Raw genomic sequence first — 24667 nt, forward strand, 5'->3', positions numbered from 1 at the left:
ATCAACCCTTGGGCCGCCAGGTCGCGAGCCGCCAGAGATAGAGGATCACCGCCCCCACCACACAGGCGGTCGCCACCGGGCCGACATAGGTATCGATGTCATTGAAATTCTGCCCCAGCACGTAACCCGCATAGGCCAGGATCACGTTCCAGATCAGCGCCCCGCCGGCCGTCCACAGCAGGAAGCGCACATGCCCCATGCGAAACAGCCCGGCGGGCAGCGAGATCATCGTGCGGAACGCGGGCATGAAGCGGAAGACGAAGACGACGATCTGGCCATATTTGCCGAACAGCCGGTCCAGCGCCTCGACATCCCGCCATTCCAGCGTCGCCCAGCGGCCATAGCGATCGACCAGCGGCTTCAACCGCTGGAACCCCAGCACATGGCCGACCAGATACCAGAAATAATTACCGACCGTGGTGCCGATCGTGCCGGCCAGCAGCAGCCAGCCCATGTCCATCCGCCCCTGCCCGACACGGATGCCGCCAATGCCCATGATGAGTTCGGACGGGATCGGCGGAAAGACATTTTCCAGGATCATCAGGAAAAAGATGCCCCAATAGCCGCCCGCATCGATTAGGCGCAGAACCCAGTCGGTCATGAAATATCGCTCACTTGGTTCTTGAAGGACAGGAAGATGGATCAACGCACCACCCTCTCTTCCGTTCGCCCTGAGCCTGTCGAAGGGTCTTACTTTTCTTCAACAGTGCAGGGCTTCGACAGGCTCAGCCCGAACGGATGTGTGATAGTGCCTTCAACCAGCCGCCCGCGCCGCCAGCCGGGCGTCGATCGCGTCCCAGATCATGCCGCCGGTATCGATCCCGTCAAACGCATCGATCGACACGATGCCCGTCGGCGACGTCACATTGATCTCGGTCAGCCACTCGCCGCCGATCACGTCGATTCCGACGAACAGCAAACCCCGCGCCTTGAGCTCCGGCCCCATCGCCGCGCAGATTTCGCGCTCCCTGTCGGTCAGCTGCGTCTTTGCCGCTGAGCCGCCGACCGCCAGGTTCGACCGGATTTCGCCCTTGCCGGGAATCCGGTTCACCGCCCCCGCCACTTCGCCGTCGATCAACACGATGCGCTTGTCCCCTTGCGCCACGCCGGGGATGAACGCCTGCGCCATGAACGGCTCGACCCAGGACGCCTTGAACAATTCCACCAGCGAAGACAGGTTCGCGCCATTGCTGCCGACATGGAACACCGCCACGCCGCCATTGCCGTAGAGCGGCTTCACCACGATCTCGCCATGCTCGGCCAGAAAGCTCTTAACCTCGGCCAGATCGCGTGCGATCATCGTCGGCGGCATGAAGCGCGCATAGTCCAGCACGAACAGTTTTTCGGGCGCGTTGCGGACGCTGCCGGGGTCATTCACCACCAGCGTCTCTTCCTGCACGCGCTCCAGCAAATGTGTGGCGGTGATGTAACTCAGGTCGAACGGCGGGTCCTGCCGCATCCACACCACATCGACGTCGCGGCCCAGGTCCAGCACCTCTGCCGGGCCAAAGGCGAAGTGATCGCCTTCAACCTTCTGCACATTGACCGGCCGCGCCTTTGCCAGCACCCGGCCGTCACGGAAGGTCAGATCGGGCGCCAGATAATGATAGAGCCTGTGCCCCCGCGCCTGCGCCGCCAGCATGATGTGGAAGGTCGAATCGCCAGCAATCTTGATGCCCTCCATCGGGTCCATCTGCATCGCGACGGTCAGGGGGTTGAGTTCGGTCATGCGCGTCATTCCCTTAAACCGTTCGGTTCGAGCAGCTTCGAGCTTGTCGAGAAGCGTCCGTCGAGAACCCTGTCTCGACTGCGGTTCTCGGCTTCGCTCGAACCTCCGCTCGAAACGAACGGGATTGATAGATGGGGCAGGCCTTCACCCCCCATGCCAGACATTGGCCAGATGGCGCGGCGCGCGGCCGGGCGCAAGGAGGATGACGTCGATTCGCATGTCGTCCCCCGGTTTCGCCAGATCATGCCACAGGATTTCCGCCGCCTTCGCGACCCGCGCCAGCCGCCGCTCGTCGATCGCCAGGTCCAGTTCGGCAGCGCTCGCCCGCGCCTTGACCTCCACGAAGGCGATCATCGCCCCCCGCCGCGCGACCAGATCGACCTCGCCTGCGGGCGTCCGCATCCGGCGGCCGACAATCTGCCAGCCTTTCAGGCGCAGCCACCAGGCGGCGATGCGTTCGGCCTGCCGCCCGCGCTTCTCCGCCGCCTCTCTCTTCACCCCTTCAATTCCGTAGCCCGATCATACAACGTCCGCCGGTCCAGCCCCAGCTTCTTGGCGACCTCCCCCGCCGCCTTGGACACCGACAGCCTGGTCAGCGCCTCCAGCAACGCCGCGTCGGCATCCTCGGCGCTCGCGGGCGGCGCGTCGCCGGGCGGGCCGACGGTGACGACGATCTCGCCTTTGGGCGGCGCATCGGCGTAGCGGGCGGACAGTTCGGACAGCGTGCCACACGCCGTTTCCTCGAACGTCTTGCTGATCTCGCGACTCACCGCCGCATCGCGATCCCCCAGATGCGCGGCCATGGCGGACAGGCTTTCCGACAATCGCGGGCCACTTTCGTAGAATACCAAGGTAGCGCGCAACCCCGCCACCTCGTCCAGCGCGTCCCCGCGCGCCTTCGCCTTGCTCGGCAGGAACCCCATGAACAGGAACCGATCGGTCGGCAGCCCCGACAAAGTCAACGCCGCGATCGCCGCGCTTGGCCCCGGCAATGTCGTAATCCGGCGCCCCGCCGCCCGCGCATCACGCACCAGCTTATAGCCCGGATCGGAAATCAGCGGCGTCCCCGCGTCCGACAGCAACGCCACCGATTCGCCCGCCATTCGATCCACCAGCCGCTGCCGCACATTTTCGGGGCTATGGTCATGATAGGGCACCATCGGCCGGTCGGACCCGGCATGGCGCAGCAATCGCGCGCTTACCCGTGTATCTTCCACGGCGACCACATCGGCCAGCCGCAGGACTTCCGCCCCGCGCGGCGTGAGGTCACCAAGGTTGCCGATCGGCCCCGCCACGATATAAAGCCCAGGCTCAAGCCCAGAAGTTCGAGTTTCCATAAGGACGCCAGATGACAGAGACGGATGCCCCCCGGCAAGCACCAAGGCGAACAAACATGTTCGCGGCGGCAAAGCGCGGCGCGCGTTGCGCCTTCATGGGGGCGGCGCTGTTCCTGGCCGCCTGTCAATCGATCGTGCCGAAGGGGCCGGGGCCAGTCGCGCCCACCGGCCCGACCCGGCCGACCGGCCCCGAAGTGGTGCAGGGCCTGCCGACCGACGCCACCCGCCACCGCGTCGCGCTGCTGGTGCCGATGAGCGGCCCCAATGCGGGCGTGGGCCAATCGATCGCCAACGCCACCACGCTGGCGCTGATGGATACGAAGACCGACCGGGTGCGCATCACCACCTACGACACCGCGCTCGGCGCGGCAGCGGCGGTGAACCGGGCGCTGGCCGATGGCAACCGCCTGGTCCTTGGCCCGTTGCTGGCGGAGGACGCCCGCGTCATCGGCCCGATCGCCGCACGCGCCAACGTGCCGGTCATCAGCTTCTCCAACGACGCCAGCATCGCAGGCAGCGGCGTCTATGTGCTGGGCTATAACACCGCCCAGTCGATCGACCGCGTCGTCGGCTTCGCTAGGGGCAAGGGTCTATCCCGCTTCGGCGCGCTGGTGCCGCGCGGCACTTATGGCGAACGGGCAGGCAATGCGCTGCTGCGCGCGGTCGAGCAGGCCGGCGGCACGGTGGTTTCCATGCAGACGTTCGACCGGACCCCTGCCTCCATCACCGCAGCGGTCAAGAAATTGCAGGCGTCGTCCAGCTATGACGCGCTGCTGATCGCCGACAGCGGCCGCGTCGCACTCCAGGTCGCGCCGATCGTGCGCAAAAATGGCGGCGCGACCGCGCGGCTGCTGGGCACGGAATTGTGGAATACGGAAGGCACGCTGGCCGCCAGCCCCGTCCTGCGCGGCGCCTGGTTCGCCAGCGTGTCCGACGCGCTCTACCGCCAGCTCGCGACCAAATATCGCGCCCGCTACGGCAGCGCGCCCTTCCGCCTGTCCTCGCTTGGCTATGATTCGGTGCTGCTGACGGTACGGATCGCGCAAGACTGGAAGCCGGGTTCTCCCTTCCCCGCCGCGCGCCTGCGCGACGCGGGCGGCTTTTCCGGCATCGACGGCGCGTTCCGCTTCAACCGCGCCGGCGTCGCCGAACGCGCGCTGGTAGTCAGCGAAGTCGGCGCCGGCGCCGTAACCGTCGCCGATCCCGCCCCCAGGGGCTTTGGGGAGTAATCTGGACACCGTTCGCTTCGAGCATAGTCGAGAAGCCGGCAGCGCTGCGCGCACGTTTCTCGACTTCGCTCGAAACGAACGGCTATCTTATCCGTTAACCCGCCCCATGGTCACAATCAGCGGCACGTCCCCGTCCCGCTCGATCCGCGCGGTGACGCCATAAACCCGCGCCAGCGCCTCCGCCGTCAGCACGTTCACCGGCGCGCCGTCAGCGACCAGCGCGCCGTCATCCATCAACAACAATCGGTCACAATAGCGCGCCGCCATGCCAAGGTCGTGCAACACCGTGACGACCAGCGCCCCGCCCCGCGCCTCACCGCGCAGCAGGTCCATGACATCGATCTGATGCCCCGGATCAAGCGCGGCGAGCGGTTCGTCCGCGATCAGCCCGCGCGCGCCCACCGCCAGCGCTCGCGCCAGCAGCACCCGCGCCCGCTCACCCCCTGACAATTCGGTCGCGACCCGGCCTTTCAGATGTAGCACATCGGCCCGCACCATCGCCGCCTCGACAGCCGCCTCGTCATCGCGCGTCAGTCTCGACAAGGGCCCCAGATGCGGCAACCGCCCCAGCGCCACCAGCCGCTCGACCGCCAATGGCCAATGCAACGTCTGCCCCTGCGGCAGATAGGCAACGGCGCGCGCCATCGCCCGCCGATCCATCATCGCCACATCCTGTCCGTCGATCGTCACCTGCCCCGCCGCCGGCTTCACCAGCCCCAGCAGCGTTCGGATAAGCGTGGATTTACCCGCTCCGTTAGGACCGATCACGCCCACCAAAGCCCCCGGCTCCAATGTCACCTCTACATCCCGCACCGCCGCATGACGGCCAAGCCGCACCGACAGCCCCTGTGCCGCAATCGTCACCATAGCCGCCGCGCCCGCATCAGGTGGAGCAAGAAAACCGGTACGCCCAGCAACGCCGTCACCACGCCCAGCTTCAATTCACTGGTGGTGGGCACCAGCCGCACGCCGATATCCGCCAGCGTCAATAATGCCGCCCCGCCCAGCAGCGACGGCAGCAATACGGCGGAAGGCGACCGGTCGGTCAGCGGCCGCACCAGATGCGGCACAATCAGCCCGACGAAGCCGATCGCCCCCGACACCGCCACCGCGCCGCCCAGGCCAATCGCCACGCCCAACATCATGCGCAGCCGCGCGGCGGACAGGTTGACGCCCAGCGCCTGCGCGCCGTCCTCCCCCAAGGTCAGCGCGTCCAGCGTCCGCCCATCGGCAATCAGCAACGCCGCGCCGACAAGAACGCAGGGCAGCGCGATCCACACATGGGCGTAGCTGCGATTTTCCAGGCTCCCCATCAGCCAGCTCATAATTTCCATCGCGGCGAAGGGATTGGGCGACAGGTTGAGCGCCAGGCTGATCCCCGCCCCCGCCAGCGTCGCCACCGCGATCCCCGCCAGGATCAACGTCAACGGACTTTCCGCCGATCCCGACAGCATGAACAGCGTGCCGATGGCGACCAACGCTGACGTGATCGCCAGCAGGGGCAGCACCAGCACATGCACCTGCGCGAGTCCGAAATAGAGCGCACACACCGCCCCCAGCGCGGCCGCATTGGACGCCCCCAGCACGGACGGTTCGGCCAACGGATTGCGCAAATAACCTTGCAACGCCGCCCCGCTTACCCCCAGCATCCCGCCGACGATCAACCCCAGCAACATCCGCGGCACGCGCAGGTCGATGATGATGGCGCGGGCAATGGCATCGCCGCCGCCCGTCAGCACCGCCCAGACCCGCGCCGGACTGATCGCCACCGCGCCCAGCAGCACGGAGCCGAACGCCGCCGTCACGACCAGCAGCAGCAGGCCGGGGATCAGCAAGGGATGCCGACGCGCGGTCATAGGCACCATCGCCTGTCTAAAAGACATCGTGTTCCCGCGAACGCGGGAACCCAGTTGAAACGGCGGGACTGGGTTCCTGCCTTCGCAGGAACACGTCCTGCTGTTAGGCAATCCCGATGATTCGCCCCCTGACGCTCGCGACCACCGCCCTGCTCCTGCTCACCAGCGCCGCCACGCCGGCCGCCCCCCGCCGCGTCGTGTCGCTCAATGTCTGCGCCGACCAATATCTGCTCGCCCTCGCCGACCCGGCGCAGATCGCCGCTTTGAGCAGCAACGCTCGCGACCCCGAACTCTCCGCGGCAGCTACCAAAGCCCGCCACTTCCGCACCCTGCGCCGCACGTCGGAGGAAGTGCTGGCGATCCAGCCCGACCTCATCCTGGGCTTCCCGATCGGTCCCAATCAGGTGGCGGGCGCGCCGCCGGGCGACTGGCGGACACTCGGCCTCGCCAGCGCAGACAGCTATGCCGCGATTCTCGACCAGATCCGTCAGGTCGCCCACGCGACCGGCCATGTCGATCGCGGCGAAGCGCTGATCGCAGCCATGCACCGCGATCTCGCCGCCCTGCCCCGCCCCAAAGGCGGCGGCGTCGCAGCCTATTATCAGCGCCGCGGCTATATGACCGGCACCGGCACGCTGATCGATGATCTGATGCGCCGCGTAGGCCTCGTCAATCTCGCGGCGAAGTTGGGCAAGCCGCCGCTGGCGCAAGTGCCGCTGGAGGAAATGGTCGCCGCCCGCCCCGACTGGCTGATCGTGGAAAGCGCCACCGACCGGGTGGTGGATCAGGGCACGGAAATGCTGCACCACCCCGCGCTCGCCACCATCCCGCGCATCAGCCTGCCGCAAAGCTGGACCGTCTGCGGCGGCCCCGCCTATGTGCAGGCCGCGCGCGCCATCACGCAGCGCCTCAACGCGCCGCGATAAGGGGGCAGGCGTCACGCCCGCCCCCGGTAGTTCCGATTAGAAGCGGACACGCACGCCGCCATAGGCCGACCGGCCGTAGGTTCCATAGCCATAGGCTGTGGCGTAGGTCTCATCGAACAGATTGTCGATCCGGCCATAGACTTCCAGATGCTCGCCCAGCGGCATCGACGCCCGCACCCCGGCCAGCGCATAGCCGTCCAGCCGCCGCGTGTTGGCTGCGTTGTCGAAACTATCGTCCACCATCGTCACCGTCGCGCCGGTGGAGAGGCCGAAGGACCAGACATAATCCGCCGACAGGCTCACCGCATTGGCGGCGCGGCGGGCCAGGCGATGGCCATAATTGGCCGACCCAGCCGACCGGTCCCGCGCATCGACATAGCTGTAGCTGCCCGTCACGGTCAGCGCATCGACCGGCTTCAGCGCGATTGAGGCTTCCACGCCCTTGGCGCGGGTGCGGTCCAGATTGCCATAGGTGAAGGTGGCGTTGTCATAATTGATCTGGTTACGCGTATCACGGCGGAATGCGGTCACCGACAGCATCGCCCGCCCGCCGTCCAGGCTCTGGTCGAAACCGACATCATAGCTTTTCGACCGTTCGGGGCGCAGCGCCGCATTGCCGCTGAACGTGTCGTACAACTGATATAGCGAGGGTGCCTTGAACCCCTCGCCATAGCTCAGCCGCACATTGGTCGCGCCGCCATTGGGCGAATAATTGGCGTTCGCGCCGAAGGTCGTCGCACCGCCGAACTGGCTATGATCGTCATGCCGAACGCCACCAGTGACGGCCAGCCCCGTGAAGGGCTTCACGATCGCCAGCCCATAGACGCTGTCGATGTTGATCCGCGCGCTCGCCGTGTCGCCGAACCCGAAGAAATCATAATCCGGCCGCTCATGCTCATAACCGAACACCAGCTTGGCCTGATCGACCGGGGCATAGACGCCCTCATATTCGAAGCGCAGGTTCGTGCCCGAATAGCCATAATCCGGGTCGGTCCCGCGCACGAAATAATAGTCGCGGTCGTTGCGCAAATAGGTCACCGCCGCGCGGTTGGTCAGCTTGCCATCCAGCAGCGCCAGGTTCAGCCCCGCATAACCGACATATTGATCCATCTTCGACACGTCGCTGCTGTCGGCGGGCGCGCCGAAGAAGCTGTCATAGTCGAGGTCCGCGTGGATATAGTAACCGCGCAGGTCCAGGCTCAGCGCCTCGGTGAAATTCAGCGTCAGCCGCGCGTTGGTCGCGATATTCTCGGTCCCGTCGCGCTCCGTGCCACCCGCGGCTGATGAAATACCGTCGGTCCGAAAATAGGCCGCGCCGATCCCGCCCGCGGCGATACCGCTGGTCCCGGACACATCCGCCTTGGCGCTCAGCGTATCGCTATAGCCATAGTCGATCGACGCATTCGCGCCGAAGCCCTCGACCGGCACCCCGGTCATGATATTGACCACGCCGCCGATCGCCTGGCTGCCATGCACCACCGAGTTGGAGCCGCGCAGCACTTCGATCCGCTTGATATTGCCGGTCAGCAGCGGACCGAAATCATAACCGTCGCCGATGCCGCTGGGGTCGTTGACCTTCACCCCGTCGATCAGCACCAAAGTCTGCGTCGTTTCCGCCCCGCGCAACGACACGCCGGTCTGGCTGCCGACGCTGCCGTTGCGGCTGAAGCGCACGCCCGGCGTCGTCGCCAGCAGGTCCACCACGTCGATCGTCTGCCGCGTCTCGATCGTCTCCGCATCGATCACCGTGATCGCCTGGCCGACCTCGTCGCGCGACTGCGCAATGCCCGACGCGGTGACGACGATCTGGTCATCCTGCGCCAAAACCGGCGTCGCCACGATCAGCGCTGCCAACGAAATCCCTGTTTTCAACATATATAATCCCCCGGCGTCGATGCGACGTGGGCCGGGGTCTCCGCTTTCGCAAGCGGCCGGGCGGAGGCAGGGGATGACGCCATATCCCGTCCACAACCCGATGCGGCCCGGCCGCATGGCGTCGCTCGACGGAAAACCACCGTGCCCCGGCCATCCCCTGGACCAAAGCAAGAGCGACCAAGCGCCGGCAGGTCTCCTGGCTCGCGGGTCACAGCAACGATGCAAAGCCTTCCCGGACGTGACGTCCAGTGGCCGGTCTTTCGACCTTATGCATCGCGCTATCCGCTTACAGTTGCAGGGACAGCCATGGAATTGGGCGCTCGCACGCCCGCACCACATTCCCGATTAAGCCCGTTGCCGGGCACCGGCGCGATCATGTTGCAGGGAAAGCCAAGCCGCCCCCACGCCGCGCGCTCTAAGGGAAAGTGTCGGCGATGCCAAGCGGGTGACGGCTTAAACCAGCGCCCTGTTGCTCCGCAGCAACATCGCGTCCCGCCGCGCCAGCACGACCAGCGGCAGGCCCGCTTCCTCCGCGCGGCTCACGGCCAGCCGAGTCGGCGCGGAAATGGTGACGAGCAGCGGGCAGTCGGCCAGAACGGCCTTCTCCACCAGTTCGTAGGAACAGCGCGACGAGAGCAGCGCAAAGCCGCCATCCCAATCCGCGCCGATCCGCGCCATCGCCCCGATCAGCTTGTCGAACGCATTATGCCGCCCGACATCCTCCCGCACCAGCCGGATCATGCCGTCCGCCCCAACCCAGGCGGCGGCATGGGCCGCGCCGGTAGCCGCGTTCAACGGCTGGTGATCGTCGAGCGCGTCCAGCGCACGAAAAATGGCGGCTCGGTCCGTCCGCGACGTAGCGGCAACCCTCGGCAGCGGCCGGATCGCCTGCTCCAAATTTTCGATCCCGCAAATGCCACAGGAGGATTCCGACACCCGATGCCGCACCCGTTCCAGAAGCGCATCGGTGCGACCCGACGGCAATGTCGCGCGCGCCACGATCCCCTGGTCGGTGCGATAGGCATCGACATCGAACGCCCCATCCTCCGGCCCGATCAGCCGCTCGGCCAGCGCAAAGCCCAGCACGAGGTCGCCGATGTCGCTAGGCGTCGCCATCAGCACCGCATAGCCGATGCCGTTAAATTCGATCGCGACCGGCACTTCCTCCGCCAGCGTGCGATCGATCGCCGCCGTCCCGCCATCGGGCGTCAGGCGGTCGAAGCGCAGGCTCTGGCGGTCGGCATCCATTATCCCGGCCTAGCGGTGGATCGCCCGCCGCTCAACCGGCGTCGCAATGTCCGGCCTCGTCCACCGCATTGAATTGCGCCGCATCCACATCCGGCGCCGCCCGGCCCTGCGCCATCCGCGCGACGGCGGCTGCCGCGATCGGCGACAGCCGATCCGGTTGCTCCTGCGCAATCGCGATAATCTGCGCCTTCATCCGCGGATCCCAGAAACGGGTCAGATGTTCGGCCAGCGCCTCTATCGCCTTATCCTCCCCCATGGTCGCAATATTGCGCGCGATCTGATGCGCCATATAGACCAGCCGATCAGTCGTCGACATGACATGCGTGTCGTCGCTCATGCCCGCCACCTATTCCGCCGCTTCCAACGGCGCGATCCGGCGGCTCAGGCGCGCCTGATCGGCATAATCCTGCTGCCAGTCGCTGGGGCCATTGGACGCCATCACCTGCACTGCCGTCACCTTATATTCCGGACAATTGGTGGCCCAATCCGAATAGTCGGTGGTGATGACATTCGCCTGCGTCTCCGGGTGATGGAAGGTCGTATAGACCACCCCCGGCGCAACCCGCTCGGTCACTAGCGCACGCAGCGTCGTCTCCCCCGCCCGACTGCGCAGCGTCACCCAATCGCCATCCTTCAGCCCCCTGTTCTCCGCATCGCTCGGATGGATTTCCAGCCGGTCCTCCGGGTGCCACGCCGTATTCGCCGTCCGCCGCGTCTGCGCGCCGACATTATAATGGCTCAATATCCGTCCGGTCGTCAGCAGCAGCGGGAAGCGCGGCCCGGTCTTCTCGTCGGTCGGCACATAGTCGGTGACGACGAACTTGCCCTTCCCCCGCACGAAGCCGTCCCTGTGCATCGTCGGCGTGCCCGTGGGCGCGCTGTCATTAGCCGGCCATTGCAGCGATCCTTCCGCCTCCAACCGGTCGTAGTGCACGCCTGCAAAGGTCGGCGTCAGCGCCGCAATCTCGCCCATGATCTGCGAGGGATGATCATAGGTCCACGCCAGCCCCATGGCGTTCGCCACCAGCTGCACGATCTCCCAATCGGCGTGGCCGTTGAGCGGCGCCATCACCTTGCGCACCCGCTGGATGCGCCGCTCCGCATTGGTGAAGGTGCCGTCCTTCTCCAGGAATGTCGATCCGGGCAGGAAGACATGCGCATAATTGGCGGTTTCGTTGAGGAACAGATCCTGCACCACCACGCACTCCATCGCCGCCAGCCCCGCCGCGACATGCTTGGTATTGGGATCGGACTGGAGGATATCCTCCCCCTGCACGAACAGCCCCTTGAACGTCCCGTCGGTCGCCGCGTCCAGCATATTGGGGATACGCAACCCTGGTTCGGCGTCCAGCGCCACGCCCCACGCCGCCTCGAACAACTGCCGCGTCGCAGTGTCGGACACATGACGATAGCCCGAAAATTCATGCGGGAAGCTGCCCATGTCGCACGCTCCCTGCACGTTATTCTGGCCCCTCAGCGGGTTCACGCCCACGCCTTCCCGCCCGACATTGCCGGTCGCCATGGCCAGGTTGGCGATCGCCATCACGGTCGAACTGCCCTGGCTATGCTCAGTGACGCCGAGGCCGTAGTAAATCGCGCCATTGCCGCCGGTGGCATAGAGCCGGGCGGCCGCGCGCACCTCCTGCGCCTTCACGCCGGTCAGCGGTTCGATCGCCTCGGGCGAACGCGCCGCTTCCGACACGAAATCCGCCCAATCGGCAAACTCATCCCAATCGCACCGCTCGCGAATGAAGGCTTCGTCATACAGCTTCTCGGTCACGATCACATGCGCCATTGCGGTCAGCATCGCGACATTGGTGCCCGGCCGTAAGGGCAGATGATGTTCCGCCTCGACATGCGGCGATTTCACCAGATCGGTGCGGCGGGGGTCCATCACGATCAGCTTTGCGCCCTGCCGCAACCGCCGCTTCATGCGGCTGGCGAACACCGGATGCCCGTCGGTCGGATTGGCCCCGATCACCAGGATCACGTCGGCCTGCATCACGCTGTCAAAATCCTGCGTGCCCGCCGACGTGCCGAAGGTCTGGCTCAACCCATAGCCGGTCGGCGAATGACAGACCCGCGCGCAGGTATCGACATTATTGTTGCCGAACCCCTGCCGGATCAGCTTCTGGACGAGGAACGTCTCCTCATTGGTGCAGCGGCTTGACGTGATCCCGCCGATGCTGCGCGTGCCATATTTACCCTGAATGCGCCGAAACTCCGACGCGGTATGGGCGATCGCCTCCTCCCACGACACTTCGCGCCACGGCTCGCGCACCGACGCACGGATCATCGGGTTCAATATGCGGTCCTGATGCTGGGCATAGCCCCAGGCGAAGCGCCCCTTGACGCAGCTATGCCCGCGATTGGCCTTGCCGTCCTTCCACGGCACCATCCGCACCAGTTCCTCTCCCCGCATTTCCGCGCGAAACGTGCAGCCCACGCCGCAATAGGCGCAGGTGGTGACGACCGCCCGGTCGGGCGTGCCGATCTCCACCACCGCCTTCTCGATCAGCGATGCGGTCGGGCAGGCCTGCACGCACGCCCCGCAGGACACGCATTCGGACCCCAGAAAATCCTCGCCCTGCGACGCCGACACCTTGGAGTCGAACCCCATATTCTCGATCGTCAGCGCGAACGTGCCCTGCACTTCCTCGCACGCGCGCACGCAGCGCGAACAGACGATGCACTTGCTGGGATCGAAATCGAAATAGGGGTTCGACTGGTCCTTCGCCTGCCCCATATTGGTCGCGCCGTCATAGCCATAGCGCACATCGCGCAGCCCCACCGCGCCCGCCTGATCCTGCAATTCGCAGTCCCCGTTCGCCCCGCAGGTCAAACAATCGAGCGGATGATCGGAGATATAAAGCTCCATAACCCCGCGCCGCAGTTTTTTCAGCCGGTCGGTCTGCGTACGCACCACCATGCCCTCCGCGACCGGCGTGGTGCAGGAGGCGGGATAGCCATTGCGTCCCTCCACTTCGACCAGGCACAGGCGGCACGATCCGAAACTCTCCACATTGTCCGTGGCGCACAGCTTGGGGATCGACCCGCCCATCAGCGACGCAGCCCGCATGATGCTGGTGCCTTCGGGTAAAGTGACGCTCTGCCCGTCGATGGTCAGCGTGATGCTCTTGCCCGTGGCGCCATTAATTACCGGCGCCGCCGGCGTGCCATGGTCCGTTTCGCGGGCGAAGCTCATTCCGCAGCCTCCTTGATGGGTGCAGGCGCACCGAAATCCTCAGGAAAATAATCAAGCGCGCTCAGCACCGGATAAGGCGTGAAGCCCCCCAGCGCGCACAGCGACCCATATTTCATCGTATCGGCCAGATCGCGCAGCAACGCGGTCTGCGCTTCGATCGACACGTCGATCCGATCCGGTGTGCGCGAGTAAAGGGCTTTATCCAAATACCCCTCCCCCGTTCGGGCTGAGCCTGTCGAAGCCTTCCTCTTATCCTCCAAGAAGGATAGCCCTTCGACAGGCTCAGGGCGAACGGATGTTGAATTGCCTCGCGCCCCGATAATCCGGTCCATAATCTCCACCCCCCGCGTCGATCCGATCCGGCAGGGCGTGCATTTGCCGCAGCTTTCCGCCGCGCAGAACTCCATCGCAAAGCGCGCCATATGCGCCATGTCCACGCTGTCGTCGAACACCGTGATCCCGGCATGGCCGATCAAGCCGCCGGCGGCCGCGAACGCTTCATAATCGAACGGCAGATGGAACATGGACGGCGGGAAATAGGCCCCCAGCGGCCCGCCCACCTGCACCGCGCGCACCGGCCGCCCGCTCGCCGTACCGCCGCCGATGTCGTTCACCAGTGCGCCCAGGGTGATGCCGAACCCGATCTCGTAAAGCCCGCCATGCCGCACATTGCCCGCCAGTTGCACCGGCATCGTGCCGCGCGACCGGCCGAACCCGACCGCCGCATAAGCCTCCGCCCCCTGCGCCAATATGAAAGGCACCGCCGCCAAGCTCAGCACATTGTTGATGACCGTCGGCTGCCCAAACAACCCCTTGAGTGCCGGCAAAGGCGGCTTGGCCCGCACCTGCCCGCGCTTGCCCTCGATCGAATCGAGCAGCGCCGTCTCCTCGCCGCAGACATAGGCCCCCGCCCCCTCGCGCACTTCAAGCGCGAAAGGCGCGACGATGTGCGTCGACGCCGCGATCGCCGCGCGCATCGTCGCGATCGCGAACGGATATTCGGATCGAATATAGATATAGCCATGCCCCGCACCCACCGCATGGGCCGCGATCGCCATCCCCTCGATCAGGCAAAAGGGGTCGCCCTCCATCAGCATCCGGTCGGCAAAGGTGCCGCTGTCGCCCTCATCCGCATTGCAGACGATGTATTTCTCACCAGAAGGCGAATCCAGCACCGTCTGCCATTTGATCCCGGTCGGAAAACCCGCGCCGCCACGCCCGCGCAGCCCCGACGCCTTGACCGCATCGACCACCGCCTGCGGCTCTAGCGCGCGCGCCGCATTAAGCCCCACCCAGCCCCCATGCGCCGCATAATCATGCAGGCTCAACGGATCGATCACCCCGCAGCGCGCAAAGGTGAACCGCTGCTGCCCCGCAAAAAAGGGCAGGTCTTCCACTTTCCCAAGTCGCGCCCCATGCGTCCCGTCCAGCACCGCCGCCACATCGCCCGGCCCGACAGGCCCAAAGCCAATGCGCCCGTCCGCCGTCTCCACCTCGACCAAAGGCTCGATGCTGAACAGCCCGCGCGATCCGGTCCGCACCACCTCGCACCCGGCTTCGGCAAAGGCCCGCGCCGCATCATCCGCGCCCAAAGCGACCGACGCCATGTCGCGGCTTACAAACACGCGCGTCATGCCGCCACCTCCAGCGCGATCCGCTCCAACGCCTCCGCGTCGATCCGCGCCACTGGCCGCCCATCGACCAGCGCATTGGGGCCGATCGCACACAGGCCCAGGCAATAGACCGGCTCCAGCGCCACTTGCCCGTCGGCCCGCGTCTCGCCCATCGCCACGCCCAGCCGCTGCGCCGCCGCCGCCTCGATTCCCGCGCCGCCCCGCGCCTGGCAGCTTTCCGCCCGGCACAGCTTCACCACATGCCGCCCCGGCGCGACCCGCCGGAAATCATGATAGAAGGTAACAACGCCATGCACGTCCGCACGGCTCAGGTTCAGCGCTCTGGCGATCACCGGCACAATCGCATCGTCGATATGGCCCGCCTCCGCTTGCACCGCATGGAGCAGCGGCAACAGCCGGTCCCGCGTCGCGCCATGCCGCGCGGTCCACGCGCCGATAAACTCTTCCATCATACCCTGCCTTTTGGCCCTGTTTTGCGCGCAATCCTGATCGCCCACAGCCATCGGGTCAAATCGAAGACAGATATCTACCATAGAGAAACTCTATCACGCCTTCCGAAACCCCGGCGGCAATCGCAACTCGCGCGCCACGCCCAGCACCGCCTGCGCCAGCGGCCCCATCGGCGCCCTGTCCGACACGATCACGCCGATCCGGCTGCCCTCATCCCCGTCCGGCATCTCATGCGTCCGCGCCCAAGCCAGCCCGTCCAGTAACGTCGCATGGCTATCGGGAATGATCGAACATAGCCGCCCCTGCTGCACCAGCGCCAGCAGCGCGACATAGCTGTCCGCCGTCACCAGCGGCCGCAGCGCCAGCCCGCGTTCCGCCAAGCGCGCGTCCAATATCCGCCTATTCTGCATCCCCTGATGCAGCAGGCACAGCGGCAACGCGGCCAGCGCCGTCCAGTCCAGCGGATCGGGCACCGATACCCCGCCCACCGCACTTACCAGCATCGTCCGCTCGACATAAAGTGGCACGGACAGCGCATGGGCCGGCGGCTCGAAATCCAGATAGGTCAGCCCTGCGTCCAATTCGAACGCCGCCAGATCCCGCTCGATCTGCCGCGACGTCAGCGCCCGGATGGAGACATTCAGCCCCGGATGCCGCGCCAGCATCGCCGCGACCAGGCACCCGATCGCGGGCATCGCCGCGGGAATCGCCCCCAGCCGCAACTCGCCCTTCAATGGCCCCCGCGCCGTCTCCGCCGCCTGCCCCAGCGCTTCGGCCGCCGCGACCAGCTGCCGCGCCCAGGGCAATATCGCTTCCCCCTCCGCCGTCAGCCCGCCATATTTCCGGTCGCGCCGGATCAGCCGCTTGCCCAGTTGCGCCTCCAATGTGGCGATCCCCGCCGACAGCGTGGGTTGCGACACGTTGCAATGCGTCGCCGCGCGCGCGAAATGGCCTTCGCGCTCCAGCGCCAGGAAATATTCGACAAGCCGGGTCTGCATCGGCTCTGCTATAGGCTTTATAGAGGGGAGCTATCAAGCAATGCACGAAGGACCGATATTGGGCGCGGTGCTGGCCGGCGGCCGCTCCAGCCGCTTCGGCAGCGACAAGGCGCTGGCGCGCCTGGCGGACGGCCGCACCCTGATCGATCATGCCAGGTCAGGGCTGGCGCCGCATGTGGCCGCCATCGTCGTCTGCGGACGAGCCGGCGGCCTGCCCGATCGCCCGGCCCCGGACCTCGGCCCGCTGGGCGGCCTCAACGCAGCGCTGCATCATGCGCGCAGCCACGGGTTCGTCGGCGTCCTCACCACCGGATGCGACATGCCCTTCTACCCCGCCGCCCTGCCCGCCGCACTGATCGGCGATCGCCCCGCCGTGTTGCTAGGCCAGCAATTGCTGGGATGGTGGCCTGCCATCATGGCCAGCGAACTGGACGCTCATCTGGCGGAGGAGAATAGTCGATCGATCTATGGCTGGATCGAACGCGTGAACGCGCGCGTGGTGGAGATGCCGGATCTGGTCCTGCCCAACATCAACCGGCCGGAGGATCTGGCCGGTCTGTGACGCATATTCCCGCGCAGGCGGGACCATGCACCGGATCGCCCTGGCCCGACCTGCCGCTCAATGGGCGGCAGAGGTATCGACATCGGCGCGGGGCTTGGGCGCGATCCACACGATCGCCGCCGCTACGAACAGGACGATGCCGGATATGAAGAAGACATGGTCCACCGCCAGCACGATCGCCTCCTGCTCCACCAGGTTGGAAATCATCTGCCGCGCCTGTTCGGGGTCCATGCCTATGCCTGACAGCAGCGACTGGGTGGCGTCGGGCTGCAACGCCGCGGCCAAATCGTTGCGCGACACGCGCTGGGCATCGCCCCAGCTGGTCAGCACCAGCGACGTCGCGACCGCCGTCGCCATGGTGCGCACGAAATTTTGCAGGCCCGCCGCGGACGCCGTCTCTTCGGGCAGCACCGATCCCAGCGTCAGGGTGGTCAGCGGGATGAAGAAGAAAGGCAGGGCAAAGCCTTGGAGGAATTGCGGGATCAGCATCGAATCGAAATCGATGCCGCTGGTCCAGTGGGCGCGGACGAAGGACCAGATGCCCAGCCATGCCACGGCGCAAGAAATCAGCAGGCGCGGATCGGCCCTGGACATCATCTTCGCCGCAACCGGCGCACTCAACAGCGCGGCCATGGCGGTCGTCGCGGTGACGATCCCGGCCAGCGTCGCGGTGTAGCCCATCGACATCTGCAACCATTGCGGGATGACGACGATACTGGCGAAATAGGCCCCGAAACACAGCGACAAGGTAAACAGGCCGGAACTGAAGCCGACATGGCGAAACACGCGCAGGTCCACCACCGGATGCTCCTCCGTCAGCTCCCAAATCACGAACGCCACGAAGCCGACAATCGCCAGGATCGCCAGCGTGACGATGAACGGATCGGCAAACCAGTCATGATCGCGGCCGATATCCAGCATGATCTGGAGGCAGCCGATCCAGAAAATCAGCAGGAACAATCCTACCTTGTCGATCGGCACCTTGGCCGTTTCCGTCTCCACAGGCTTGAGCAACGCCTGCGCGGCAAACACGCACAGCGCCGCGATCGGCAGGTTGATGAAGAAGATCCAGTGCCAGCTCCAATTGTCGCTGATATAGCCGCCGATGATCGGCCCTAACGCCGGGCCCATCAGGGTCGTCATCGCCCACAGGCCCATTGCCCGTCCGCGCGCTTCGGGAGGGAATATGCGCATCAGCAAGGTCTGCGACATCGGCATGATCGGCCCGCCGCAAACCCCCTGCCCGATGCGGCAGGCGACCAGCATGGCCAGCGTGCTGGACAATCCACACAGCAGCGAAAATAATCCAAAGCCTATCATTGCCAGGGTGAACACCCGCACCACCCCGAATCTTTGGGCCAGCCAGCCGGTCAATGGCACGCAGATCGCCTCCGCGACCGCATAGGATGTGATGATCCACGTTCCCTGATCAGGGGAAATACCCAGGTTGCCGGCGATATGGGGCACGGAGACATTGGCGATGGTCAGGTCCAGCACCACCATGAAATTGCTCATCGCCAGCACCAGCCCGGCCAGCGTCCGGCTGCGCGGGGAAAGCCGCGAAAAAATGTCGTCGTCGCTGCTCATCGCCCGGACATTCCTTTTTTCGCCTTACTTTTCGGACAGGTCGATCTCGACATCCATGGACAGGCCCACGCGCAACGGATGCGCCGCCAATTCCTTGGGGTCGAGCGCGATGCGCAGCGGCAGGCGCTGCACCACCTTGATCCAGTTGCCGGTCGCATTCTGCGCCGGGATGAGCGACATGGACGCGCCCGTGCCGCCGGAAAAGCCGACGACCTTGCCATGATAGACGACGTCGCTGCCATATAGGTCGGACGTGACCTTGGCGGGCATCCCGACCTTCACGCCGCGCAGCTGGCGCTCCTTGAAATTGGCGTCGACATAAACCTGGGCGATCGGCACGATGGTCATGATCGGGCTGCCCTGCGTCACGCGCTGGCCCACCTGCACCTGCCGCTTGGTGACGACGCCGTCGATCGGCGCGCGGATGACCGCACGCTCCAGGTTCAGCTTTGCAGAATCCAGCTTGGCCTGCGCCGCCATCACGCTGGGGTCGGTATCGATGGTCGATCCGCGCACCAGCGCGTCGTTGGCGGCCAGCTGTCCGCTGGCCGCGCTCCGCGTCGCCTGCGCGGTCTGGACGCCGGCGCGCGCCAGGTCCAGCGCCGCCTTTGCAGCCGCATAGCCCTTGCGTGCGCTCGTCACTTCATCGCCCGACACCGCGCCATCGCTGACCAGCGCCTCGCGCCGCTGCAGGTCGACCCGTGCCTTTTCCAGATCGGCCTGGGCGGTCGCCAGCTGGGCGCGCGCCTGCACGATATCCGCGCCGCGCGCATCCACCTGCGCGGCCAGCGACGTGCTGGTCGCGCTCGTCTGGCGGAACTTGCGCTTGGCTTCGGCCAGGTCGGCCTGCGCCTGCGCCACCGCGATCTGCGCGTCGGTCGGGTCCAGCTTCACCAATATGTCGCCGCGCTTCACCTGCTGGGTATCGCTGACCAGCACGTCGACCGCCTGCGCCGACATCAGCGGCGTCACCTGCGCCATTTCCGCGTTCACATAGGCGTTGTCGGTCGCGACATGATTGCGCCCGACCAGCAGATACCATGCGCCCCACAACAGCCCGCCGACGATGACGATCAGCCCAAGCCGGATCAGCCATGTCTTGCGCGCCGACTGGCGGCCTTCCTGCTGCATATCGTCGCTGTCGGGCGCGGGGGTTTGTGGCGTGGCGTCAGCCATGGGGTTGGTCCTTGGACTGGAAGTCGCTGGCGGCAAAGCCGCCGCCCAGCGCACGGATAAGGGCGATATCGGTCGAAAAGGCGCTCGCCTCCAACCCCGCAAGGGACTGGCGCGCGCCGAGCAGCTGGTCCTCGACATTGAGCACGTCAAGATAGGTGGACAGCCCGCCCTTGTAGCGTTTCTGGGCAATGCCATAGGCGTCCTGCGACGCGGCCACCGCCGCGCGCGCATCCACCAGCCGCTGATCCAGCGTCTTGCGCATGGTCACGGCGTCAGCCACCTCCTGGTAAGCGGTCAGCACGGCCTTGTCATAGGAAGCGACCGCCTCGTCATAAGTGGCGCGCGCGCCGCGATACTGGCCCTGCAACGCTCCGCCGTGGAAGATCGGCAGGCTGATCGCCGGGCCGACCGTGCCGAACAGCGACCCCTTGTCGAACAGGCTGTTGATGAACGGCTTGGCCGTGCCCGTCGCCGACGTGCCGGTGAACACTGTATCATAGCCCAGCGACTGGACGCCGATCAGCGCGCTCAGCCGCAGCGCCGGGAAGAAGTCGGCCCGCGCCACCTTGATCCGCTTGGCCGCCGCCTCTGCGCGGGCGAGCGCCGCGGCTATGTCGGGACGGCGGGCGACCAGATTGGTGGTGACGTCGGCGGGCAGGCCCAGCGGCGCCAGCGCGCCGATCTTGGGACGGGCGATCGACAGGCCTCGATCCGGCCCGGCGCCGATCAGCGCCGCAATCTGATGCTGGCGCAATTCGATCGCCATGGTTGCCGCGCTCAGTTGCGCGCGCGCGGCAGACACGGTGGCGTCCGCCTGGCGCACGCTGCCGCGCGTGTCCAGGCCGTTGCGCTGCCGATCGGCCGCCAGCTTCTGGCTCGCCACGCGGATGTCGAGCGTCTGCCGCGCGATATCCGCCTCGTCATACAGCCGCGCCAGGTCGGCATAGGCGTCGGCGATCCCCGTCGTCAGCGCCAACCGCGCCTGATGCGCATCGATCTGCGCCGCGCGCGTCTCCGACGTGGCGGCGGCCAGCGCCGCTTTGTTCCTGCCCCACAAGTCCAGGTCGAAGCCCAGATCGAGCGCCACGCGCCCGGTGCCCAGCCAGCCCTTCGGCACGAAATTGCGGGGCTGGCCCATATTATAGCTTTGCTTGGTCGCGCCGCCGCTCGCCTCCAGGTCGACCGACGGCAGCAACGCCGCGCCCGCCTGTTGCGCCATGCCGGCCGCCTTGCGGAAACGAGCGCTGGCGGCGGCGACGTCGGGCGATTCGCGCAGCCCTTCGGCGATCAGCGCGTCCAGCTGCGGATCGCCATAGGCGCTCCACCAGTCATCGCCCGGCCACGCCACGGGCGCGGCCGTAAGACTGCGGTCCGCCGCGACAGTGGCGGGGGCGCGTAATTCGGGCTTCGCCCCCAGATCGGGAACCGCGGCGCAGGCGGCCAGCAGCAGGATGGAAGAAGCCATGCCTCCCGTGCGGGCGGCCAGGGCAATGCGACTCACGGACATATCAAACCGTACCACCTAGTATGAAAATTGCCATTGCCGCCCTCGCTTGGCCTTGTCAACTCAAATAGCGTACTCTATGGTACGATTTTATGACATCCTCCGATGCGCCTGTGATTCCCAGCAGAAGGGAAGCCCGCCGCCAGGATCGACGCGACGCGATCCTGACCGTGGCGCAGGTCTATTTCCTCGAACATGGCTTCGCCGACACCACCATGTCGGGCATCGCGGCGAAGCTGGGTGGGTCGAAGGGCACTTTATGGAATTATTTTCCATCGAAGGAGGCCCTGTTCGCTGCCGTGGTCGAGCGGGCGGCCAAGGCCTATCAGGCGCAGCTATCGCAGCTCCTCGATCCTCAGGGCGCACTAGAACCGACCTTGCAGAGCGCTTGCCGCAGCCTGATCCAGAAGGTCACCTCGCCCGACGCCAGCGCCCTGCACCGTCTGATCGTCGCCCAGGGACGGCGCTTCCCCGAACTCAGCCAGATTTTCTTCGATCTCGCGCCGCAAAATACGCGCCTTCTGCTCGCCGATTTTCTGCACGGCGCAATGATGCGCGGTCAGTTGCGGTCGGCCGACCCGATCGACGCCGCGCGCGCGCTGATGTCGCTGTCGATGTCCGGTTGTCACCAGCAGATGCTGATCGGCCGCATCGATCGGCCTGCGCCCAATGAAATCGCCGCCGACGCCGCCTTTGCCGTCGATCTCTTCCTGCGCGCCTACGCGCCCCAGCCCCAACCGGACGCCCCAACCGCCTGAGACTTTCCGCCATGCCGCATGGTCAGGCGCGTTCGGGCCAATATCCGTCCGGGCACAGCGCATAGCCCCGCCCCTTCACCGTATGCAGCATCGGCACGGCAAAGCCGCGATCCAACTTGCCGCGCAGGCGAGACATATGCACCTCGACACTATTGGTGCCAGGGTCGAAGTCCAGCCGCCACACCGCCCTCAACAATTCCGCCCGACTGATCGCCTGTCCCGGCCGCCGCGCCAGATGCAACAGCAGCGCATATTCCCGCGCCAACAGCGGGATCGGCCGCCCGCCCCGCTCCACCCGCCGATCGACCAGCCTGATCGTCAGCTCGCCGATCCGCAGCCGGGGCTGTTCCGCATCGGCCAGGCGGATGATGCGCGCCACCGTCTCCGCCTCGTGCATCCAGGGGCCGACCACTTCGTGCGCGCCCGCCTCCAGCGCGCGGGCGCGCGCGGCCGGATCGTCAATCCCCTGCCATAAGATGGTCGCGTCGCCCACGCGCACCAGCGGCCATGGCTCTTGCCCCGGCGCAATCGCCAGTTCGACGCCGCGCGCGCTCAGCGCCCGCGCGACCGGCGCGAAATCCGCACCCATGCCATGGCATTCCACCCTTCTGCCCACAACTGGCCCGCCATGCCTTCGTCCCCCACATCCGACCCGCGGAGAGCGTTAAAAACAAGCCATTTCATGTCCGTTACGGATGCTTCGCAACGCTGCCTCACTCGCATGGCGGATCAGCGCGCTGCTGCTCCCTGCGCCCCGCTCGGCATGGGCCAGCCGCGCATTGCCATCCGCCAGGCCCAGCCCGATCGCGCGCCACGCAGTCCAGCGCATCGCATCGACCGGGTGCCCCACGGCAAAATCCTGCGCCAGATCTATCGCATTGCCGCTGCCGCACCCGACCGCCAGTTCCAGCAGCAGTTGCGCGCTGGCCACCGTCATGCATTGCGCGATCGCGCCGCGCGCCGTGTCGAACCGATATTGCCGCCGCCATCCCTGGTCGGGCGCACTCGCCAATATGTTGAGCGATACCGACAGCGACTCCGCCGGCAATTGGGCGTGCACGTCCCGATTGGCGCGGTAGAGCAGCATCTTGCCTTCCGACAGGCAACTGCGCTCGACGAAGCGCAACGCCACCGCCTCCCCGTCCGCCCCGGCCACGCCGTCGGGATCATACTCATAATAGTCCGACGCATAGCCAGGCCCCAGATAGCCCACGGTCAGAAAGTCGAAACTATGGTCGTGCGGCACATGATAGAGGAAGGCCGACGCCCCGCTCATCCGCACCACATGATCGCGCTCCGCGGGCCAAAAAGCGGCGCGCAGCACATAGCGGTCGGTCGGCGGATGCAGCAGCAGCACCTGCGCCGAATAGGGATTGACCCGCCGCTGCCCGGCGCAGCGATCCTTCAACTCCGCCACCGCCAGGTCCGACAGGAAATCCCGGTTGCGCGACAGCGCGCGCAGCGTCGGCGCCGCCGCCGCCAGCCCCTCCTCGCATGTCGGATCGAAGGCCCCGCTCTCGCACCAGTCGATCAGCGCTTCCAGGTCAATGACGGCATCATCGTCCGGCGGCGCGATCAGGCGGGGCATGATGCGCCCCCAACTTGGCACAGCGTCTTCACCGCCAATCCACGCACGACCGCATCGCTCTCCCGCCCCGCCATCGCCCGCAGCGCCGGCAAGGCGCGCGCCGTGTCGAGCGCCAGATATTCCCGCATCACCGCCCAGCGCTGTCCCGGCAGCGGCGCGTCCAGCGCCTGCACGAACTGGTCGGCAGCATCGCGCCGCCCCTGCAACCGCAGCAGCGACAACAGCATCAGCGCGCGGGCATGGCCTTCGTCCGCCTGCGCGCTGTCGATCGCCCGCCCGTCGCGGCGATCATGGATGCGCGCCTGCACCGGCCCGGTCGGCGCGACCTGCGCCCGCAGCAGCATCAGCGGCGCTTGCGTCGGCCGCAGGCACAGCGCCTCGCGCCGCTCGTCCAGTTCGATCGTCGTTCCTGCCGCGCAGGACCGCGCACCGACCATCACCGCCCGCTCGCCCTCCAGCCGCCAGGCGTCGCCCGCCAGCGGCCCGTTCAACGGACGGCACAGACTCACCCGACCGGAAAAATGCACCCGCTCGGACGGCGCCTGCCCACCATCCAGCAGGCTCGCGGTCAGCCATATCCGCTGTGTCCGCGCAAGCACCAGGTGGCGCGCGGCCCGCTGGCGACTCGCGCGAAAGCCCGGTAGGTGGCGGGGATCGTCCGCCATCGCCTGTATTCCCTCGGCCAGCAGCGCGTCGAACCAGCCAATGTCCGACAGGAAAGGCCGAATCAGCGCCACCGCCCGGTCGATCGGCGCGGCCTCGGCCGCTTCGACCGCCTCGGCCAGCGCCGCCGGGATCACGGCCGCACGATCACCGCAATCACCACATCCATCACACTGATCTCCAGCGCGTCGCGATCCTCCAGCCCGAACAGGCTGGAGCCATTCGGCAGGTCGGCAATATCCTCGATGGCAAGCTGTGTGATCTGTCCGGGCATGTCGGTCTCCTCCGTCGATGTGCGATGGAGGCTATGGCGCACGGCATGGGTGAACCAATTAAATCGAA

The 24667-nt window shown here is 66.4% G+C and carries 24 protein-coding genes and 1 riboswitch; of the genes, 4 read left to right on the forward strand and 20 right to left on the reverse strand.

The genetic code is table 11. From position 1 onward, the window contains the following. Window position 1: 1 nt before the first annotated feature. The 4 genes from CEQ44_RS18805 to rsmI form a co-directional block, all read right to left on the reverse strand. Window positions 2-601, reverse strand: coding sequence for a DedA family protein (locus CEQ44_RS18805; RefSeq protein WP_088183342.1), 600 nt, complete (start codon window positions 599-601; stop codon window positions 2-4). Window positions 602-754: 153 nt separating this feature from the next. After that, a complete protein-coding gene (gene gshB, locus CEQ44_RS18810) occupies window positions 755-1729 on the reverse strand; it encodes a glutathione synthase (protein WP_088183363.1) in 975 nt (324 codons plus the stop codon). Window positions 1730-1873: 144 nt separating this feature from the next. Then, on the reverse strand, window positions 1874-2227 hold the full coding sequence (locus tag CEQ44_RS18815) for a YraN family protein (RefSeq protein WP_088183343.1): 354 nt from the start codon (window positions 2225-2227) through the stop codon (window positions 1874-1876). Then, window positions 2224-3066 carry a 16S rRNA (cytidine(1402)-2'-O)-methyltransferase gene (gene rsmI, locus CEQ44_RS18820; protein WP_088183344.1) on the reverse strand — a complete coding sequence of 281 codons (843 nt, stop codon included), beginning with the start codon at window positions 3064-3066 and terminating at the stop codon, window positions 2224-2226. Before rsmI ends, CEQ44_RS18815 begins: the two co-directional genes overlap by 4 nt. Before the next feature lie 56 nt (window positions 3067-3122). Here rsmI and CEQ44_RS18825 point away from each other — a divergent pair, with 56 nt between their 5' ends. After that, window positions 3123-4295, forward strand: a complete 1173-nt coding sequence (locus tag CEQ44_RS18825; protein WP_088183345.1) for a penicillin-binding protein activator — start codon at window positions 3123-3125, stop codon at window positions 4293-4295. 87 nt (window positions 4296-4382) lie between these two features. Here the strand turns inward: CEQ44_RS18825 and CEQ44_RS18830 are convergent, their stop codons facing one another. Together CEQ44_RS18830 and CEQ44_RS18835 are read right to left on the reverse strand one after the other, a co-directional pair. After that, window positions 4383-5162 carry an ABC transporter ATP-binding protein gene (locus CEQ44_RS18830; protein WP_088183346.1) on the reverse strand — a complete coding sequence of 260 codons (780 nt, stop codon included), beginning with the start codon at window positions 5160-5162 and terminating at the stop codon, window positions 4383-4385. Further along, the gene (locus tag CEQ44_RS18835; RefSeq protein WP_088183347.1) at window positions 5156-6151 is read right to left on the reverse strand and encodes an iron ABC transporter permease; all 996 of its coding nucleotides are present in this window, start codon (window positions 6149-6151) and stop codon (window positions 5156-5158) included. The genes CEQ44_RS18830 and CEQ44_RS18835 overlap by 7 nt, the downstream gene beginning before the upstream one ends. 116 nt (window positions 6152-6267) lie before the next feature. Between CEQ44_RS18835 and CEQ44_RS18840 the strand changes: the two genes are divergently transcribed. Beyond that, complete coding sequence (locus tag CEQ44_RS18840; protein WP_088183348.1) at window positions 6268-7077, forward strand: ABC transporter substrate-binding protein; 810 nt, start codon at window positions 6268-6270, stop codon at window positions 7075-7077. A 36-nt stretch (window positions 7078-7113) separates the two neighbouring features. On the opposite strand, the gene CEQ44_RS18845 is transcribed toward CEQ44_RS18840, so the two are convergent. The 7 genes from CEQ44_RS18845 to CEQ44_RS18875 all read right to left on the reverse strand — a co-directional run bounded on the left by CEQ44_RS18845 (window position 7114) and on the right by CEQ44_RS18875 (window position 16487). Next, on the reverse strand, window positions 7114-8952 hold the full coding sequence (locus CEQ44_RS18845) for a TonB-dependent siderophore receptor (RefSeq protein ID WP_088183349.1): 1839 nt from the start codon (window positions 8950-8952) through the stop codon (window positions 7114-7116). A gap of 168 nt (window positions 8953-9120) precedes the next feature. Beyond that, window positions 9121-9336, reverse strand: a riboswitch (cobalamin riboswitch). A gap of 69 nt (window positions 9337-9405) precedes the next feature. Then, on the reverse strand, window positions 9406-10200 hold the full coding sequence (fdhD, locus tag CEQ44_RS18850; RefSeq protein WP_088183350.1) for a formate dehydrogenase accessory sulfurtransferase FdhD: 795 nt from the start codon (window positions 10198-10200) through the stop codon (window positions 9406-9408). A 31-nt stretch (window positions 10201-10231) separates the two neighbouring features. Next, complete coding sequence (locus CEQ44_RS18855; protein WP_176400261.1) at window positions 10232-10537, reverse strand: formate dehydrogenase subunit delta; 306 nt, start codon at window positions 10535-10537, stop codon at window positions 10232-10234. A 9-nt stretch (window positions 10538-10546) separates the two neighbouring features. Then, window positions 10547-13405 (reverse strand): formate dehydrogenase subunit alpha, encoded by a 2859-nt coding sequence (gene fdhF / locus CEQ44_RS18860; protein WP_088190790.1) that lies wholly within the window; start codon window positions 13403-13405, stop codon window positions 10547-10549. After that, window positions 13402-15039 (reverse strand): NADH-ubiquinone oxidoreductase-F iron-sulfur binding region domain-containing protein, encoded by a 1638-nt coding sequence (locus tag CEQ44_RS18865; protein WP_088183392.1) that lies wholly within the window; start codon window positions 15037-15039, stop codon window positions 13402-13404. The genes fdhF and CEQ44_RS18865 overlap by 4 nt, the downstream gene beginning before the upstream one ends. Continuing rightward, entirely contained in the window at window positions 15036-15488 is a 453-nt protein-coding gene (locus CEQ44_RS18870; protein WP_088183397.1) for an NAD(P)H-dependent oxidoreductase subunit E, read from the reverse strand. The genes CEQ44_RS18865 and CEQ44_RS18870 overlap by 4 nt, the downstream gene beginning before the upstream one ends. 96 nt (window positions 15489-15584) lie before the next feature. Then, window positions 15585-16487, reverse strand: coding sequence for a LysR family transcriptional regulator (locus tag CEQ44_RS18875; RefSeq protein ID WP_088183391.1), 903 nt, complete (start codon window positions 16485-16487; stop codon window positions 15585-15587). A gap of 40 nt (window positions 16488-16527) precedes the next feature. Between CEQ44_RS18875 and CEQ44_RS18880 the strand changes: the two genes are divergently transcribed. Next, window positions 16528-17049 carry a molybdenum cofactor guanylyltransferase gene (locus tag CEQ44_RS18880; RefSeq protein WP_088183390.1) on the forward strand — a complete coding sequence of 174 codons (522 nt, stop codon included), beginning with the start codon at window positions 16528-16530 and terminating at the stop codon, window positions 17047-17049. 57 nt (window positions 17050-17106) lie between these two features. Here the strand turns inward: CEQ44_RS18880 and CEQ44_RS18885 are convergent, their stop codons facing one another. Genes CEQ44_RS18885 through CEQ44_RS18895 form a run of 3 tightly spaced genes read right to left on the reverse strand, consistent with a single transcriptional unit; the run spans window position 17107 to window position 21319 of the window. Next, window positions 17107-18636, reverse strand: a complete 1530-nt coding sequence (locus CEQ44_RS18885) for a DHA2 family efflux MFS transporter permease subunit (protein WP_088183389.1) — start codon at window positions 18634-18636, stop codon at window positions 17107-17109. A gap of 24 nt (window positions 18637-18660) precedes the next feature. Beyond that, window positions 18661-19812, reverse strand: a complete 1152-nt coding sequence (locus tag CEQ44_RS18890) for an EmrA/EmrK family multidrug efflux transporter periplasmic adaptor subunit (protein ID WP_088183388.1) — start codon at window positions 19810-19812, stop codon at window positions 18661-18663. Beyond that, window positions 19805-21319, reverse strand: a complete 1515-nt coding sequence (locus tag CEQ44_RS18895) for an efflux transporter outer membrane subunit (RefSeq protein WP_088183387.1) — start codon at window positions 21317-21319, stop codon at window positions 19805-19807. Before CEQ44_RS18895 ends, CEQ44_RS18890 begins: the two co-directional genes overlap by 8 nt. Window positions 21320-21408: 89 nt before the next feature. Between CEQ44_RS18895 and CEQ44_RS18900 the strand changes: the two genes are divergently transcribed. Then, complete coding sequence (locus CEQ44_RS18900; RefSeq protein ID WP_088183386.1) at window positions 21409-22074, forward strand: TetR/AcrR family transcriptional regulator; 666 nt, start codon at window positions 21409-21411, stop codon at window positions 22072-22074. A gap of 22 nt (window positions 22075-22096) precedes the next feature. Here CEQ44_RS18900 and CEQ44_RS18905 read toward each other — a convergent pair whose 3' ends face one another. From CEQ44_RS18905 to CEQ44_RS24540, 4 genes are all read right to left on the reverse strand, one after another. Then, window positions 22097-22663 (reverse strand): response regulator transcription factor, encoded by a 567-nt coding sequence (locus CEQ44_RS18905; RefSeq protein WP_088183385.1) that lies wholly within the window; start codon window positions 22661-22663, stop codon window positions 22097-22099. A gap of 75 nt (window positions 22664-22738) precedes the next feature. Next, on the reverse strand, window positions 22739-23662 hold the full coding sequence (locus CEQ44_RS18910) for a transposase (protein WP_088183384.1): 924 nt from the start codon (window positions 23660-23662) through the stop codon (window positions 22739-22741). Beyond that, on the reverse strand, window positions 23650-24462 hold the full coding sequence (locus CEQ44_RS18915; protein WP_254913646.1) for a HEAT repeat domain-containing protein: 813 nt from the start codon (window positions 24460-24462) through the stop codon (window positions 23650-23652). Before CEQ44_RS18915 ends, CEQ44_RS18910 begins: the two co-directional genes overlap by 13 nt. Further along, the gene (locus tag CEQ44_RS24540; protein ID WP_176400265.1) at window positions 24459-24599 is read right to left on the reverse strand and encodes a hypothetical protein; all 141 of its coding nucleotides are present in this window, start codon (window positions 24597-24599) and stop codon (window positions 24459-24461) included. Before CEQ44_RS24540 ends, CEQ44_RS18915 begins: the two co-directional genes overlap by 4 nt. Window positions 24600-24667: the final 68 nt, after the last annotated feature.

Source organism: Sphingobium sp. Z007 (genome assembly GCF_900013425.1).
Taxonomy (GTDB): Bacteria; Pseudomonadota; Alphaproteobacteria; order Sphingomonadales; family Sphingomonadaceae; genus Sphingobium.

Bases quoted from the DNA above. Each gene is read 5' to 3' on its own strand.
- CEQ44_RS18835 (WP_088183347.1), bottom strand. From the start codon at position 6,151: ATGACCGCGCGTCGGCATCCCTTGCTGATCCCCGGCCTGCTGCTGCTG.
- gshB (WP_088183363.1), bottom strand. From the start codon at position 1,729: ATGACCGAACTCAACCCCCTGACCGTCGCGATGCAGATGGACCCGATG.
- CEQ44_RS18905 (WP_088183385.1), bottom strand. From the start codon at position 22,663: ATGGGTGCGGATTTCGCGCCGGTCGCGCGGGCGCTGAGCGCGCGCGGC.
- CEQ44_RS18895 (WP_088183387.1), bottom strand. From the start codon at position 21,319: ATGTCCGTGAGTCGCATTGCCCTGGCCGCCCGCACGGGAGGCATGGCT.
- CEQ44_RS18890 (WP_088183388.1), bottom strand. From the start codon at position 19,812: ATGGCTGACGCCACGCCACAAACCCCCGCGCCCGACAGCGACGATATG.
- CEQ44_RS18885 (WP_088183389.1), bottom strand. From the start codon at position 18,636: ATGAGCAGCGACGACGACATTTTTTCGCGGCTTTCCCCGCGCAGCCGG.
- CEQ44_RS18875 (WP_088183391.1), bottom strand. From the start codon at position 16,487: ATGCAGACCCGGCTTGTCGAATATTTCCTGGCGCTGGAGCGCGAAGGC.
- CEQ44_RS18825 (WP_088183345.1), top strand. From the start codon at position 3,123: ATGTTCGCGGCGGCAAAGCGCGGCGCGCGTTGCGCCTTCATGGGGGCG.
- fdhD (WP_088183350.1), bottom strand. From the start codon at position 10,200: ATGGATGCCGACCGCCAGAGCCTGCGCTTCGACCGCCTGACGCCCGAT.
- fdhF (WP_088190790.1), bottom strand. From the start codon at position 13,405: ATGAGCTTCGCCCGCGAAACGGACCATGGCACGCCGGCGGCGCCGGTA.
- CEQ44_RS18910 (WP_088183384.1), bottom strand. From the start codon at position 23,662: ATGCCCCGCCTGATCGCGCCGCCGGACGATGATGCCGTCATTGACCTG.
- CEQ44_RS18830 (WP_088183346.1), bottom strand. From the start codon at position 5,162: ATGGTGACGATTGCGGCACAGGGGCTGTCGGTGCGGCTTGGCCGTCAT.
- CEQ44_RS18805 (WP_088183342.1), bottom strand. From the start codon at position 601: ATGACCGACTGGGTTCTGCGCCTAATCGATGCGGGCGGCTATTGGGGC.
- rsmI (WP_088183344.1), bottom strand. From the start codon at position 3,066: ATGGAAACTCGAACTTCTGGGCTTGAGCCTGGGCTTTATATCGTGGCG.
- CEQ44_RS18870 (WP_088183397.1), bottom strand. From the start codon at position 15,488: ATGGAAGAGTTTATCGGCGCGTGGACCGCGCGGCATGGCGCGACGCGG.
- CEQ44_RS18880 (WP_088183390.1), top strand. From the start codon at position 16,528: ATGCACGAAGGACCGATATTGGGCGCGGTGCTGGCCGGCGGCCGCTCC.
- CEQ44_RS18900 (WP_088183386.1), top strand. From the start codon at position 21,409: ATGACATCCTCCGATGCGCCTGTGATTCCCAGCAGAAGGGAAGCCCGC.
- CEQ44_RS18840 (WP_088183348.1), top strand. From the start codon at position 6,268: ATGATTCGCCCCCTGACGCTCGCGACCACCGCCCTGCTCCTGCTCACC.
- CEQ44_RS18855 (WP_176400261.1), bottom strand. From the start codon at position 10,537: ATGAGCGACGACACGCATGTCATGTCGACGACTGATCGGCTGGTCTAT.
- CEQ44_RS18865 (WP_088183392.1), bottom strand. From the start codon at position 15,039: ATGACGCGCGTGTTTGTAAGCCGCGACATGGCGTCGGTCGCTTTGGGC.
- CEQ44_RS24540 (WP_176400265.1), bottom strand. From the start codon at position 24,599: ATGCCCGGACAGATCACACAGCTTGCCATCGAGGATATTGCCGACCTG.
- CEQ44_RS18845 (WP_088183349.1), bottom strand. From the start codon at position 8,952: ATGTTGAAAACAGGGATTTCGTTGGCAGCGCTGATCGTGGCGACGCCG.